Consider the following 13,415-nt stretch of genomic DNA (forward strand, 5'->3'; position numbering starts at 1 on the left):
CCGGGGGGGGGGGGGCGGGTTGCCCCCGCCCCCCCCGCGGCGGCTGCCGTTACGACAGCTTGATCAGTGAGTGGTCGTCGCAGTAACCGGCAGCCGAACCGTCGTTCTTGTAGCAGTGGACACCGGCGGAGGTGGCGGAGACGCCCGTCGTGAAGAAGACGGGCTGCTGGGTGCAGGACGTGGTCGAGGTCCGCAGGTACGTCTCCGCACCGCCGAAGCTCTTCACGCCGACCGCCACCTCCTCACCGGCGGTGGCCACCTCGGCCCGGCCGACCAGCAGGCAGGTGCCGCCGGCGCTGAGACCGCTGACGGTCTGGATGGCGCCGCCGGCACTGACCCCGGTCTGGAGCGCGTAGGTGCCGGAACGGGCGTTCGACGCGACGACGCCGGCCGGAGGGCGATGCCGTCGGCGGTGTCCACCGGGCCCGTTCCAGCACGCGGATCGTGCTCCGGCTCCCCTGAACCGCTCGGCCGCGCGCTGACCGGATTCGACGGACGGTGGGCTACGGGCGACACACTGATCGTGACCGGGATCGCCGTCGAACGCGGCACCCCGACAGACGAACGCACCACTGTGGAAAGGGAGTCCGACGCATGAGCACCCAAGTCATCGTGCTGAACGGTGGATCCGGCTCCGGCAAGACCGGGATCAGCCGGTGCCTCCAGGCGATCCTGCCCACCCCGTGGATCGCCCTCGGCGTGGACGACCTGATCGCCAGGCTGCCCCGGTCGATGACCGCTCAGGACTCCGGGATCACGTTCGGCGACCAGGGCGAGGTCGAGGTCGGTGCCGGGTTCAGGGAGATCGAGGCCGCCTGGATGGCGGGCATCGCCGCCATGACACGGGCCGGGGCCCACGTGATCATCGACGACGTGTTCCTCGGCGGCGGCGCCTCCCAGGAGCGGACGCGAAAGCATCTCGAAGGACTCGAAGTGCTGTGGGTCGGGGTGCGCTGCGACCCCGAGACCGCGGCCGGCCGCGAGATCGCCCGCGGCGACCGGACGACCGGCATGGCGGCCTCGCAGGCCGAGATCGTGCACAAGGGTGTCGTCTACGACATCGAAGTCGACACCTCGAAGAACGAGTCGCTGGTCTGCGCCCGCGCCATCGCCGCGGCGGTGAGCTGACGTCCGTCCCGGCCGCCCTGCCCGCCCGGCGTCGACGCTGCGCAGGAGCCCTGCCCGTAGACGCCCGGCGGGCCGCAGACGCCTGTGCCGCAGCCGGTCCCGCCGCTTCTCGTCGCAACCGTCGTCCGGCTCACCTGCGCCCTGGGCGAGCCGGACTTTCAGCCGAGCGGACCGCCCGGCCCACGGCCGGTCCGCGCGGCGCACTCCCCGGCTGCGCTCGCATCGCGATCTTCACGAGGGACGCGGCTGCGGTGCTCTCCGGTACCTCCCTCCGGCTCCGGAGCACGAACGGGAGCGGACGGCGCCGGGGCTGCTTACAAGACCGCCTACCCTTGACGCATGACCAGCAGCAGCGACCGGAGCCCGGTAGTGGACGTTCAGGCACCCAAGACCTACGAAGTGCGCACTTACGGGTGCCAGATGAACGTGCACGACTCCGAGCGATTGTCCGGGCTGCTGGAGGAGGCCGGATACGTGCGCGCGCCCGAGGGGGCGGACGGGGACGCCGACGTGGTGGTCTTCAACACGTGCGCCGTGCGGGAGAACGCCGACAACCGGCTGTACGGCAACCTCGGCAGGCTCGCGCCGAGGAAGGCGGACCGGCCCGGGATGCAGATCGCGGTCGGCGGCTGCCTCGCGCAGAAGGACCGCGACACCATCGTCAAGAAGGCCCCCTGGGTCGACGTGGTCTTCGGCACCCACAACATCGGCCAGCTGCCGGTGCTGCTGGAGCGGGCCCGCATCCAGCAGGAGGCGCAGGTCGAGATCGCCGAGTCGCTGGAGGCGTTCCCCTCCACCCTGCCGACCCGGCGCGAGAGCGCCTACGCCGCCTGGGTCTCGATCTCCGTCGGCTGCAACAACACCTGCACCTTCTGCATCGTCCCGGCCCTGCGCGGCAAGGAGAAGGACCGCCGCACCGGCGACATCCTCGCCGAGATCGAGGCCCTGGTGGCCGAGGGCGTCAGCGAGATCACGCTGCTCGGGCAGAACGTCAACGCGTACGGCTCCGACATCGGCGACCGGGAGGCGTTCAGCAAGCTGCTGCGGGCCTGCGGCACCATCGAGGGCCTGGAGCGGGTGCGGTTCACGTCCCCGCACCCCCGTGACTTCACCGACGACGTCATCGCCGCCATGGCCGAGACGCCGAACGTCATGCCCCAGCTCCACATGCCGCTCCAGTCCGGCTCGGACACCGTCCTCAAGGCCATGCGCCGCTCCTACCGGCAGGAGCGCTACCTCGGGATCATCGAGAAGGTCCGCGCCGCCATCCCGCACGCCGCGATCACCACCGACATCATCGTGGGCTTCCCCGGCGAGACCGAGGCGGACTTCGAGCAGACCCTGCACGTGGTCCGCGAGGCCCGTTTCACCCAGGCCTTCACCTTCCAGTACTCCAAGCGCCCCGGCACCCCGGCCGCCACCATGGACGGCCAGATCCCCAAGGAGGTCGTCCAGGCGCGCTACGAGCGTCTCGTCGCCCTGCAGGAGGAGATCTCCTGGGACGAGAACAAGAAGCAGGTCGGCCGCACCCTGGAGCTGATGGTCGCCGAGGGCGAGGGCCGCAAGGACGGCGCCACCCACCGGCTCTCCGGCCGCGCCCCCGACAACCGTCTGGTCCACTTCACCAAGCCGGACCAGGAGGTCCGTCCCGGCGACGTCGTCACGGTCGAGATCACCTACGCCGCCCCCCACCACCTCCTCGCCGAGGGCCCGGCGCTCGGCGTACGGCGCACCCGCGCGGGCGACGCCTGGGAGAAGCGGAACGCGGCGCAGGCGGCCCGACCGGCGGGTGTCATGCTGGGCCTCCCGAAGATCGGGGTACCGGAGCCGCTGCCGGCGGCGGCGGGGGGCTGCGCGGCGCACTGAGCGCGCGCCGGGCTCATCCAGAAGGGGCGGGCAGGGGATGGGGCGCTGGGTGGTCGTCGTCGACCGGACCACCGGGAACCACTACGACGTCGAGGAAGTGGCGCACTTCGAGGGCACCCGGGACGAGGCCCGTGCCCGCCTGTACGAGATCGCCTGTACCCACCGCCCGGGAGTCGTCCTGCGCCAGAAGCGCCGGCAGGTCTACCGGGTCGGGGACGGGGACGCGTACTACGCGACCATCGAGGGCGCGATGTCCACACACCGGGTGATGTACCGGCTGGCCGAACTGGCATGGAGCACCCACCCGGAGTCCTGGCCCTGGCCGTAGCAGCGCCGGACCCGGGCGCGCGCGGGGCTTGGCCGGCGGGGTCCGGGTGCAGTCGGCGTGGATCGCGTGGGTCGGAAGTAGGCTGCCGTCCATGCTTGTCGCAGCCGCCGTCTGCCCCTGTCCGCCGCTCCTCGTCCCCGAGGTCGCGGCGGGCGCCGCACCCGAACTGGACGCGGTCCGTGCCGCCTGCGCCGACGCGCTCGGCGTGCTCGCCGCGGCCCGCCCCGACCTGCTGCTGGTCATCGGCCCCGCGGAGCAGCCCGGCCGCGGCGTGTTCCCCCAGGGCAGCCGGGGCACCTTCCGCGGCTACGGCGTCGGGATCGACGTACACCTGGGAGCCACCGGCCGGCCGGAGGGCGGGCGGGCCGGCGAGGGGACGGGCGGGGAGCGGGAGCTGCCCGGCTCGCTCGCCGTCGGGGCCTGGCTGCTGGAGCGGTACGGATGGGCCGGTGCCCCGGTCGAGGCGCTCGGTGTCGGCGAGCCGCTGGAGGCGGAGCGGTGTGTGGCGACCGGCCGGGAACTCGCGGGCCGGGCCGCCCGGGTGGCGCTGCTGGTCATGGGCGACGCCAGCGCCTGCCGCACCCTCAAAGCACCCGGTTACCTCGACGAGCGCGCCGCCCCCTTCGACGCCGAGGTCGCCCGGGCGCTCGGCGCGGCCGACCTCGCGGCGATCAGGGAACTCGACGCCGCCCTGGCGCACCGGCTCAAGGCCTCCGGCCGCGCGCCCTGGCAGGTCCTCGCCGGCGCCGCCGAGAACGCGGGCCTCGCCGGTGAACTCCTCTACGAGGACGCCCCGTACGGCGTCTGCTACCTCGTGGCCGCCTGGTCCTGACGCGCCCGAGGAACGGCGGACGGCCGGGAGTCACCGGGCTCCCGGCCGTCCGCCGTTCCACGGGACCCGCGCGGCTCAGGAGGCCGGCGGCGGCCCCTCCGACCGGGTCGGGGTGGTGTGAGGCGCCGTACCGCCCATGGCGTCCGGGTGCACGAACCGGTCCATCGCGTCCTTGGCCCTGCCCGTACCCGTCTGGATCTTGTCGCTGTACTTGCCCTTGGTCTTCTCGTCGACGACCCGCGCGGCCTTGTCCATGCCGTGCTGGAGCTTGTCGATCTTGTCCTCGTGCTGCTGCGCGAGGTGAGAGGCCTTGTCCTTGGCCGGGGCGAGCTTGGCCTTCAAATTCTCCAAAAGACCCATGGTCCACCTTCCCTCGCGGGCCGTTATGTGCGGGCGCTCTCACCGGCCTCGTTGTCGGCGGCCTCCCTCGCGGACTGCTGCTTGGGGATCTCGGTGCTCTCGGCGGCGGCGCCCGCGGCGTCGGACCCGGGCTCCGGCTCCGTACGCGCCTCCGCACCGCCGCCACCGCCGCTGCCGTCGTCCTCGGCGGCCACCGCCGCGTCCGCCACCGAGTCCACCGCCGCAGCCGCCCCGGCCACCTCCTCCGCCGTGCTCTGCGCCGCGGACCCGGCCGGCTCGACACCGGCCGTCTCCTCGGCGGCCGGCTCCTCCGTCGCCTTCGACTTCTTCCCGAGGAGCCATGCAAAAACGCCCATATCCACTCCATACGTTACTCGTGCGAGCGAAATCCCGCGTGACCCGGTGCGTCCGTCGGCGCCACCCCGGTCGCCGCCTCTCGTGGGCGGCGGGAACCTCGCAACGGCAACGAAGCCCGGACACGGACCGTCACGTAACTCGTTCGAGACCCGCCGCGGAGGTTTGCGAGACTGGTGCGGTGAGCAGCGCACCCTCGGCCCCCCGTGTCATCGCCGTCGTCGGCCCCACCGCGGCCGGAAAATCCGACCTCGGCGTCTTCCTGGCCCAACGGCTCGGCGGGGAGGTCGTCAACGCCGACTCCATGCAGCTGTACCGGGGGATGGACATCGGCACCGCCAAGCTGACGCCCGAGGAGCGCGCCGGTGTCCCGCACCACCTCCTCGACATCTGGGACGTGACCGTCACCGCCTCCGTCGCCGAGTACCAGCGGCTCGCCCGCGCCCGCATCGACGCCCTGCTCGCCGAGGGCCGCTGGCCGATCCTGGTCGGCGGCAGCGGGCTGTACGTCCGCGGTGCCGTCGACAACCTGGAGTTCCCCGGCACCGACCCCGAGGTCCGGGCCCGCCTGGAGGAGGAACTCGTCCTGCGCGGCTCCGGCGCCCTGCACGCCAGGCTGTCCGCCGCCGACCCCGAGGCCGGGCGCGCCATCCTGCCCAGCAACGGCCGCCGTATCGTCCGCGCCCTTGAGGTGATCGAGATCACCGGCCGCCCCTTCACGGCCAACCTGCCGGGCCACGACTCGGTGTACGACACCGTCCAGATCGGCGTCGACGTGGCCCGCCCCGAACTCGACGAGCGCATCGCGCTGCGCGTCGACCGGATGTGGGAGGCCGGACTCGTGGACGAGGTGCGCGCACTGGAGGCGCGCGGGCTGCGCGAGGGCCGCACGGCGTCGCGCGCCCTCGGCTACCAGCAGATCCTGGCGGCGCTCGCCGGGGAGTGCACGGAAGCGGAAGCCCGTGCCGAGACCGTCCGTGCCACCAAACGCTTCGCGCGCCGTCAGGATTCATGGTTCAGGCGCGACCCGCGCGTGCACTGGTTGAGTGGGGCCGCGGCGGACCGCGAGGAACTTCCGCAGCTGGCCCTGGCGTTGGTCGAACGACCGGTCACAGCCTGATCACGTCATGGCATCGGGATGCGCCACCGGTCATCCTGGCCTCCGGCGCCGTGCCATCATCGAGCTTCGATCGCAAGTGGAGTCCTAGGTTGGGAGGGCGCGTGGCGATGGAGGCCGGCCCTCGCGACACCGCACATGACACCGAGCATGTCGCGGTCGGGCCCAGTGAGACCGAAGAGGCCGAGGACAGGCTGAGCTCGGACGGCCCGGACGACACGGTGGGCGGCGGTGTGACCGCCGACGGCCCCGAGCCGGAGGAGATGTTCGCGAGCGGCCCCGAGGTGGAGGTCGAACTCCGCCCGCAGCGCCGCCTGCGGCTGTGGCAACTGGCCCCCATCGTGGGCCTGGCCGCGGGCGGCTCCCTGATGTTCGCCTTCCCGCTCGCCTTCGACTTCGGCGACAGCGGCGCGGTGATCGCGATGCTGGGCCTGCTGATCTGCTTCTGCGCGGCCGGCTGGGGCATGACGGCGGCCCGCAGGGTGGGCTACACCTGGCCGGGCATCCCGGCGAGGGGCTCGGGCCGCAGGCCCGACTGGCGCGTGGTGATCGGTTACGTGGTGCTGGTGGCGATCGTGGTCGTCCTGGCCGTCTGGCGCGTGGCGCGCCTGCGCTGAAACAGAGCTGAGCCGGGAGAACGCCTCGCACCGGAGCGCCCCTTCAGCGGCGCGGGGCTGTGCCGGATATGCGGCTGCCGCAGAGTGGGCGCGACCAGCCCCACCGGGCCCGCACCCGAACCACCATGCACCCCTCCCTTACCCTCGAAGAATGAGCATCCCCTTCCTCAAGGGCCACGGCACCGAGAACGACTTCGTGATCGTCCCCGACCCGGAGAACGCCCTCGACCTCACCCCGGCCGCCGTCGCCGCCCTGTGCGACCGCCGCGCCGGCATCGGCGCCGACGGCGTGCTGCACGTCGTATGCTCCGCAGCGCACCCCGAGGCCAGGGGGATGGCCGCCGACGCCGAGTGGTTCATGGACTACCGCAACGGCGACGGCTCGGTCGCCGAGATGTGCGGCAACGGCGTCCGGGTCTTCGCCCGCTACCTCCAGCAGGCCGGCCACGTCACCGAGGGGGACCTCGCCGTCGCCACCCGTGGCGGCGTCAGGACGGTCCACATCGACAAGGCCGGTGACATCACCGTCGGCATGGGCCGCGCCCGCCTCCCGGAGGGTGACGTCACGGTGTCCGTCGGCGACCGCACCTGGCCCGCGCTGAACGTGAACATGGGCAACCCGCACGCCGTCGCCTTCGTCGCGGACCTCGCCGACGCCGGGAACCTCTACGCCCCGCCCCCCTTCAGCCCGCCGTCGGCCTACCCCGAAGGGGTCAACGTCGAGTTCGTCGTGGACCGCGGCCCCCGCCACGTCGCGATGCGCGTCCACGAGCGCGGCTCCGGCGAGACCCGCTCCTGCGGCACCGGCGCCTGCGCGGTCGCCGTCGCCGCCATCCGCCGTGACGGCGCCGACCCCGCCGTCAGCGGTACCCCGGTGACGTACACCGTGGATCTGCCCGGCGGACGGCTCGTCATCACCGAACGGCCCGACGGAGAGATCGAGATGACCGGCCCCGCCGTGATCGTGGCCGAGGGCGAGATCGACGCCGACTGGCTGGAAAACGCGGTCCGTTGAGTCGACCCGGCATCGTGAACCGTGGTCCGGGCCGCTCTGCGACACCGGATCCACGGTCGCCGTCGCCCTCGATGGCGGAAAACGTCGGCCACCCGCCGAACAGGTGGCGCAAAATCGTAAACCTCGAAATCGTCGCTCGATTGGGTGATCCGTTTCACGCTCGGCGGGAGCCGGTCAATCGGGCGCGATGGGCTCGGTAGCATCAAGCACCGGCACGGACGGGGGGACGTCGCCCATCCCTGAGCCACGTATGCCCTGGGGCCCCGTCCGCCGGTACACGAGCCGGAGGTGCCCATGAGTGCGGAGGCCACGAACCCTGCGACGCCCGGTCCTGTCGTGCCCACGGTGGCCCGCAGGAAGGCCCGCCCCCGGATCGACCTGCGTCGACTCGGTCTGGCCGCGTTGCTCGGCAACGCCGCCCGCGGCAGACTGCCGGACGCCATCGGCCATGTCGCCGAGGCGCACCGCGCCCACTATCCCGACGCCGACCTCGAACCGCTGCGCCGCGCCTACGTCCTGGCCGAGTCCTCGCACCGCGGCCAGATGCGCAAGAGCGGCGAGCCGTACATCACGCACCCGCTCGCGGTCACCCTGATCCTCGCCGAACTCGGCGCCGAGACCACGACCCTGACGGCCTCTCTGCTCCACGACACCGTCGAGGACACCGAGGTGACGCTCGACCAGGTCGGCGAGGAGTTCGGCGCGGAGGTCCGCTACCTGGTCGACGGGGTGACGAAACTCGAGAAGGTCGACTACGGGGCCGCCGCCGAACCCGAGACGTTCCGGAAGATGCTCGTCGCCACCGGCAGTGACGTCCGGGTGATGTCGATCAAGCTCGCCGACCGGCTGCACAACATGCGCACCCTCGGCGTGATGCGCCGCGAGAAACAGGAACGCATCGCCAAGGTCACCCGGGACGTCCTGATCCCGCTCGCCGAGCGGCTCGGCGTGCAGGCGCTGAAGACCGAGCTGGAGGACCTGGTCTTCGCGATCCTGCACCCCGAGGAGTACGAGCACACCCGCGAGCTGATCGCGGCGAACGCGGCCCGCGCGGACGACCCCCTCGCGGACATCGCCGACGAGGTGCGCGGAGTGCTGCGCGAGGCCGACATCCCGGCCGAGGTCCTCATCCGCCCCCGGCACTTCGTCTCCGTCCACCGCGTCAGCCGCAAGCGCGGCGAACTGCGCGGCTGCGACTTCGGCCGGCTGCTGGTGCTGGTCAACGAGGACGCGGACTGTTACGCCGTCCTCGGTGAGCTGCACACCTGTCTGACCCCGGTGGTGTCGGAGTTCAAGGACTTCATCGCCGTACCGAAGTTCAACCTGTACCAGTCGCTGCACACGGCGGTCGCCCGCGCCGACGGCCAGGTGGCCGAGGTCCTCATCCGCACCCACCAGATGCACAAGGTCGCCGAGGCGGGCGTCGTCGCCCTCGGCAACCCCTACGCGCAGGCCGGCGACGCGCCCGCGGCGGACACCTCGGACGACACCGTCGACGACGAGCGTGCCGACCCCACCCGTCCCGGCTGGCTCTCCCGCCTCCTCGACTGGCAGAAGGCCGCGCCGGACACCGACACCTTCTGGTCCACCCTGCGCGAGGACCTCGCCCAGGACCGCGAGATCACCGTCTTCCGTCCTGACGGCGGCACCCTCGGTCTCCCCGAGGGCGCCACCTGCGTCGACGCCGCGTACGCCCAGTACGGCGAGGACGCCCACGCCTGCATCGGCGCCCGGGTCAACGGCCGGCTCGCGACCCTCAGCACGGTCCTGCGGGACGGCGACACCGTCCAGCTCCTGATGGGCCAGGACCCGGCCTCCGAGCCCTCCCGCGAATGGCTGGAGCATGCCCACACACCCGCCGCCCGCATCGCCATCCAGCGCTGGATCGCCACCCACCCGGCGACCGCCGCGGAGGAACCACCGGCCCCCGTCCCCAGCCGCCCCGTCCCCGAACCCCAGGCACCCGCCCCCCGCACCGCCAGCGCCGTGGTCGCCGACCGCCCCGACGTGACCGTACGGCTGGCCGGCTGCTGCACCCCCGTACCCCCCGACGAGGTCACCGGCTTCGCGGTACGCGGGGGCGTGGTCACCGTGCACCGCGTGGAATGCGCCGCGGTGGCCCACATGAAGGGCACCGGACGCCCAGAGATGGCCGTGAGCTGGGGCGACAGCGCCGCATGCCGGGTCACCCTGGTCGCCGAATCGTTCGGCCGCCCCCATCTGCTCGCCGACCTCACCGAGGCGATGGCCCAGGAGGGGGCCGAGATCGTCTCGGCGACCGTGGAGCCGCCCAGCCAGCAGCGGGTCCGCCACACCTACACCGTCGAACTCCCCGACGCGGCCCACCTGCCGGCCCTGATGCGCGCGATGCGCAACGTACCCGGCGTGTACGACGTGGACCGCGCACAACACCAGTGACGGGCCCGGCGGGGCCGACGTGGGCCGGTGAAGTACTCGTTCGGGTGGTTTGGTCGCGAGTCGTCGCCGCGCATCGGGAACGCGCTGGTAGCGGTGGTCCATGCCGCTCACCCTCCGCACCCGCCCGCTACCGCGACGTACCCGCCGGTCCCGGCACCGGCGGGCCGCCGCCCTCCTCGCCTCCGCCGTCTCCGTCGCCCTGCTGGGCGCGAGCGCACCGCCGGTCCCGCTGGGCCTCGGCGACCGGCTCTTCCCGTACCTCGGCAACCCCGGGTACGACGTGGCCTCGTACGACCTCTCCTTCACCTATCCCGGCCGCAACGACAAGCCGCTCCAGGCCGTCACCACCATCGACGCCGTCACCACCGCGGACCTGGACCGGGTCAACCTCGACTTCGCGCACGGCAAGGTCGAGTCCGTGGAGGTCGACGGCCGGCCCGCCGGCTACGCGAGCGCCGGCGAGGACCTGGTCGTCACGCCCGACCGGCCGCTGCGGCGGGGGAGCTGGACCCGGATCACGGTGAAGCACACCAGCGACCCGGTGCCCGCAAAGGATCAGGACGGCGGCTGGGTGCGCACCACCGACGGACTCGCCATGGCCAACCAGGCGGACGCCGCCCACCTGGTCTTCCCGTGCAACGACCACCCGTCCGACAAGGCGATGTTCACCTTCCACGTGACCGCCCCGGACGACTACACCGTCGTCGCCAACGGCCTGCCCACCGAGGCCGCCCGGACCGGCGGGCGGACCACCTGGACCTACCGCACCCAGCACCCCATGGCCACCGAACTGGCCCAGGTCTCCATCGGCCACTCCGCCGTGCTGCACCGCAAGGGGCCGCACGGACTGCCGGTGCGGGACGTCGTCCCCAGCGCCGACGCCAAGAAACTCGAACCCTGGCTGGTTAGGACGCCGGACCAGATCGCCTGGCTGGAGAGCAAGGTCGGGCCGTTCCCGTTCGAGACGTACGGCGTGCTCATGGCACAGGCCACCACCGGGTTCGAGCTGGAGACCCAGACCCTCTCGCTGTTCGAGAAGAACCTGTTCACCCAGCCCGCGTACCCCAAGTGGTACATCGAGTCGATCATGGTCCACGAGCTCTCGCACCAGTGGTTCGGCGACAGCGTCAGCCCGCGCGTGTGGTCGGACGTCTGGCTGAACGAGGGCCACGCCACCTGGTACGAGGAGCTGTACGCGGAGGAGAAGAGCCACCACCCCATGATCGACCGCATGAAGGCGGCCTACGGCGAATCCGACGCCTGGCGCGCCTCCGGCGGACCGCCCGCACGGCCCAAGGCCCCCGCGCCGGGCCAGAAGATCAGCATCTTCCGGCCGAACATCTACGACGGCGCGGCCCTCGTCCTCTATGCCCTGCGCCAGGAGATCGGCAGGGCCGCCTTCGAACGCCTGGAGCGGATCTGGGTGCAGCGCCACAAGGACGGCGACGCAGGCACCGCCGACTTCGTCCGACTGGCCTCCGCGGTCGCCGGCCACGACCTCACCGGCTTCCTCGACCCCTGGCTGTACGGCGAGAAGACCCCGCCGATGCCCGGCCACCCGGACTGGAAGCAGGCACCGGCCAAGCAGGCCCCGCGCAAGCAGAGGCACAAGTGACGCCCGGGCGGCCGCGGGAATAACACGGTGCCGGGGCGGCGCGTGCCGTGCGACCATCATGGGGTCGGCACGGCACGGGTCAGCGGGAATCTCCCCGGGTACTCGTACGTTGAACAGTTGTCGCAGCGACAACCGCCGACTTCGGCATTCCATCGACACAAAGGACCCAATGACCTCCTCTTCTTCCCCTTCCCAGGACACCAGGCGCCTCGCGCAGGACTACTCCGACGGTCTTCGGGCCGATGCCCTGATGGAAGAGGACGTCGCCTGGAGCCACGAGATCGACGGAGAGCGGGACGGCGACCAGTTCGACCGCTCCGAGCGCGCGGCCCTGCGCCGTGTCGCCAACCTCTCCACCGAGCTCGAGGACGTCACCGAGGTCGAGTACCGACAGCTCCGACTGGAGCGGGTCGTACTGGTCGGGGTGTGGACCTCGGGCACCGCACAGGACGCGGACAACTCCCTCGCGGAGCTGGCCGCCCTCGCCGAGACGGCGGGGGCGCTGGTGCTCGACGGCGTCATCCAGCGCCGCGACAAGCCCGACGCGGCCACCTACATCGGCTCCGGCAAGGCCCTGGAGCTGCGCGACATCGTCCTCGAATCGGGCGCCGACACGGTCATCTGCGACGGTGAGCTGAGCCCCGGCCAGCTGATCCAGCTGGAGGACGTCGTCAAGGTCAAGGTCATCGACCGGACCGCCCTGATCCTGGACATCTTCGCCCAGCACGCCAAGTCCCGCGAGGGCAAGGCGCAGGTCGCGCTCGCGCAGATGCAGTACATGCTGCCGCGGCTGCGAGGCTGGGGTCAGTCGCTGTCCCGGCAGATGGGTGGCGGTCGCGGCGGCCTGGCCACGCGTGGTCCCGGTGAGACCAAGATCGAGACGGACCGGCGGCGGATTCGCGAGAAGATGGCGAAGATGCGCCGGGAGATCGCGGAGATGAAGACCGGCCGCGAGATCAAGCGCCAGGAGCGCCGCCGCAACAAGGTGCCGTCCGTCGCCATCGCGGGCTACACCAACGCCGGCAAGTCCTCTCTGCTCAACCGCCTCACGGGCGCCGGTGTCCTGGTCGAGAACGCCCTGTTCGCGACCCTGGACCCGACGGTCCGGCGGGCCGAGACCCCGGGCGGCCGCCTCTACACCCTGGCGGACACGGTCGGCTTCGTCCGCCACCTGCCCCACCACCTGGTCGAGGCCTTCCGCTCCACCATGGAGGAGGTCGGCGACTCCGACCTGATCCTGCACGTGGTCGACGGCTCGCACCCGGCGCCCGAGGAGCAGCTGGCCGCCGTGCGCGAGGTGATCAGGGACGTCGGCGCCACCGACGTACCGGAGATCGTCGTGATCAACAAGGCGGACGCGGCGGACCCCCTGGTCCTGCAGCGCCTGCTCCGCGTCGAGAAGCGGTCCATCGCCGTCTCGGCCCGCACGGGCCAGGGCATCGACGAACTGCTCGCCCTCCTCGACAACGACCTGCCCCGCCCGTCGGTGGAGATCGAGGCCCTGGTCCCGTACACCCACGGCAAGCTGGTCGCCCGCGCGCACAACGAGGGCGAGGTCCTCTCGGAGGAGCACACCGCCGAGGGCACCCTCCTCAAGGTCCGCGTCCACGAAGAACTGGCAGCGGAACTCGCACCGTACGTTCCGGCACCGGCTGCCTGACGTCGGCGTGAGTCCAGGGCGGTGCGGACCAGAGGGATGCTGTCCTCGGTAAGGTCCATGTGCCCAGTCACCGCGATGGTCGTCACGGTCGTCGTTCTCCTTCTC

General features: G+C 72.0%; 13 protein-coding genes. 10 read left to right on the top strand and 3 right to left on the bottom strand.

The genetic code is table 11. From position 1 onward, the window contains the following. Positions 1-49: 49 nt before the first annotated feature. Positions 50-259: a hypothetical protein gene (locus ABZ646_RS25250; protein ID WP_360523066.1), complete on the bottom strand. Its 210-nt coding sequence runs from the start codon at positions 257-259 to the stop codon at positions 50-52. 335 nt (positions 260-594) lie between these two features. Between ABZ646_RS25250 and cpt the strand changes: the two genes are divergently transcribed. The 4 genes from cpt to ABZ646_RS25270 all read left to right on the top strand — a co-directional run bounded on the left by cpt (position 595) and on the right by ABZ646_RS25270 (position 4,154). After that, a complete protein-coding gene (cpt, locus tag ABZ646_RS25255) occupies positions 595-1,128 on the top strand; it encodes a chloramphenicol phosphotransferase CPT (protein WP_360523069.1) in 534 nt (177 codons plus the stop codon). 339 nt (positions 1,129-1,467) lie between these two features. After that, a complete protein-coding gene (gene miaB, locus ABZ646_RS25260) occupies positions 1,468-2,994 on the top strand; it encodes a tRNA (N6-isopentenyl adenosine(37)-C2)-methylthiotransferase MiaB (protein WP_360523072.1) in 1,527 nt (508 codons plus the stop codon). 37 nt (positions 2,995-3,031) lie between these two features. After that, positions 3,032-3,322: a hypothetical protein gene (locus ABZ646_RS25265; protein WP_360523075.1), complete on the top strand. Its 291-nt coding sequence runs from the start codon at positions 3,032-3,034 to the stop codon at positions 3,320-3,322. 91 nt (positions 3,323-3,413) lie between these two features. Beyond that, positions 3,414-4,154 carry a class III extradiol dioxygenase subunit B-like domain-containing protein gene (locus tag ABZ646_RS25270; protein WP_360523078.1) on the top strand — a complete coding sequence of 247 codons (741 nt, stop codon included), beginning with the start codon at positions 3,414-3,416 and terminating at the stop codon, positions 4,152-4,154. Between the two features lie 75 nt (positions 4,155-4,229). Here the strand turns inward: ABZ646_RS25270 and ABZ646_RS25275 are convergent, their stop codons facing one another. Together ABZ646_RS25275 and ABZ646_RS25280 are read right to left on the bottom strand one after the other, a co-directional pair. Continuing rightward, positions 4,230-4,514 (bottom strand): antitoxin, encoded by a 285-nt coding sequence (locus ABZ646_RS25275; RefSeq protein ID WP_360523081.1) that lies wholly within the window; start codon positions 4,512-4,514, stop codon positions 4,230-4,232. Between the two features lie 23 nt (positions 4,515-4,537). Beyond that, positions 4,538-4,870, bottom strand: a complete 333-nt coding sequence (locus ABZ646_RS25280) for a hypothetical protein (RefSeq protein ID WP_360523084.1) — start codon at positions 4,868-4,870, stop codon at positions 4,538-4,540. A gap of 179 nt (positions 4,871-5,049) precedes the next feature. Here ABZ646_RS25280 and miaA point away from each other — a divergent pair, with 179 nt between their 5' ends. The 6 genes from miaA (at position 5,050) to hflX (ending at position 13,310) form a co-directional block, all read left to right on the top strand. After that, the gene (miaA, locus tag ABZ646_RS25285) at positions 5,050-5,988 is read left to right on the top strand and encodes a tRNA (adenosine(37)-N6)-dimethylallyltransferase MiaA (RefSeq protein ID WP_360523087.1); all 939 of its coding nucleotides are present in this window, start codon (positions 5,050-5,052) and stop codon (positions 5,986-5,988) included. 107 nt (positions 5,989-6,095) lie between these two features. Then, the gene (locus ABZ646_RS25290; protein WP_360523101.1) at positions 6,096-6,602 is read left to right on the top strand and encodes a hypothetical protein; all 507 of its coding nucleotides are present in this window, start codon (positions 6,096-6,098) and stop codon (positions 6,600-6,602) included. A gap of 151 nt (positions 6,603-6,753) precedes the next feature. Next, complete coding sequence (dapF, locus tag ABZ646_RS25295) at positions 6,754-7,617, top strand: diaminopimelate epimerase (RefSeq protein ID WP_360523090.1); 864 nt, start codon at positions 6,754-6,756, stop codon at positions 7,615-7,617. Positions 7,618-7,911: 294 nt separating this feature from the next. Then, complete coding sequence (locus ABZ646_RS25300) at positions 7,912-10,035, top strand: HD domain-containing protein (RefSeq protein WP_360523092.1); 2,124 nt, start codon at positions 7,912-7,914, stop codon at positions 10,033-10,035. A gap of 100 nt (positions 10,036-10,135) precedes the next feature. Beyond that, positions 10,136-11,650 (top strand): M1 family metallopeptidase, encoded by a 1,515-nt coding sequence (locus ABZ646_RS25305; protein ID WP_360523095.1) that lies wholly within the window; start codon positions 10,136-10,138, stop codon positions 11,648-11,650. A gap of 169 nt (positions 11,651-11,819) precedes the next feature. Further along, positions 11,820-13,310 (top strand): GTPase HflX, encoded by a 1,491-nt coding sequence (gene hflX / locus ABZ646_RS25310; RefSeq protein WP_360523098.1) that lies wholly within the window; start codon positions 11,820-11,822, stop codon positions 13,308-13,310. Positions 13,311-13,415: the final 105 nt, after the last annotated feature.

It is taken from the genome of Streptomyces sp. NPDC007162 (genome assembly GCF_040634175.1).
GTDB lineage: Bacteria > Actinomycetota > Actinomycetes > Streptomycetales > Streptomycetaceae > Streptomyces.

Bases quoted from the DNA above. Each gene is read 5' to 3' on its own strand.
- ABZ646_RS25275 (WP_360523081.1), bottom strand. From the start codon at position 4,514: ATGGGTCTTTTGGAGAATTTGAAGGCCAAGCTCGCCCCGGCCAAGGAC.
- ABZ646_RS25270 (WP_360523078.1), top strand. From the start codon at position 3,414: ATGCTTGTCGCAGCCGCCGTCTGCCCCTGTCCGCCGCTCCTCGTCCCC.
- ABZ646_RS25305 (WP_360523095.1), top strand. From the start codon at position 10,136: ATGCCGCTCACCCTCCGCACCCGCCCGCTACCGCGACGTACCCGCCGG.
- dapF (WP_360523090.1), top strand. From the start codon at position 6,754: ATGAGCATCCCCTTCCTCAAGGGCCACGGCACCGAGAACGACTTCGTG.
- miaB (WP_360523072.1), top strand. From the start codon at position 1,468: ATGACCAGCAGCAGCGACCGGAGCCCGGTAGTGGACGTTCAGGCACCC.
- ABZ646_RS25280 (WP_360523084.1), bottom strand. From the start codon at position 4,870: ATGGGCGTTTTTGCATGGCTCCTCGGGAAGAAGTCGAAGGCGACGGAG.
- cpt (WP_360523069.1), top strand. From the start codon at position 595: ATGAGCACCCAAGTCATCGTGCTGAACGGTGGATCCGGCTCCGGCAAG.
- ABZ646_RS25290 (WP_360523101.1), top strand. From the start codon at position 6,096: ATGGAGGCCGGCCCTCGCGACACCGCACATGACACCGAGCATGTCGCG.
- ABZ646_RS25265 (WP_360523075.1), top strand. From the start codon at position 3,032: ATGGGGCGCTGGGTGGTCGTCGTCGACCGGACCACCGGGAACCACTAC.
- ABZ646_RS25300 (WP_360523092.1), top strand. From the start codon at position 7,912: ATGAGTGCGGAGGCCACGAACCCTGCGACGCCCGGTCCTGTCGTGCCC.
- hflX (WP_360523098.1), top strand. From the start codon at position 11,820: ATGACCTCCTCTTCTTCCCCTTCCCAGGACACCAGGCGCCTCGCGCAG.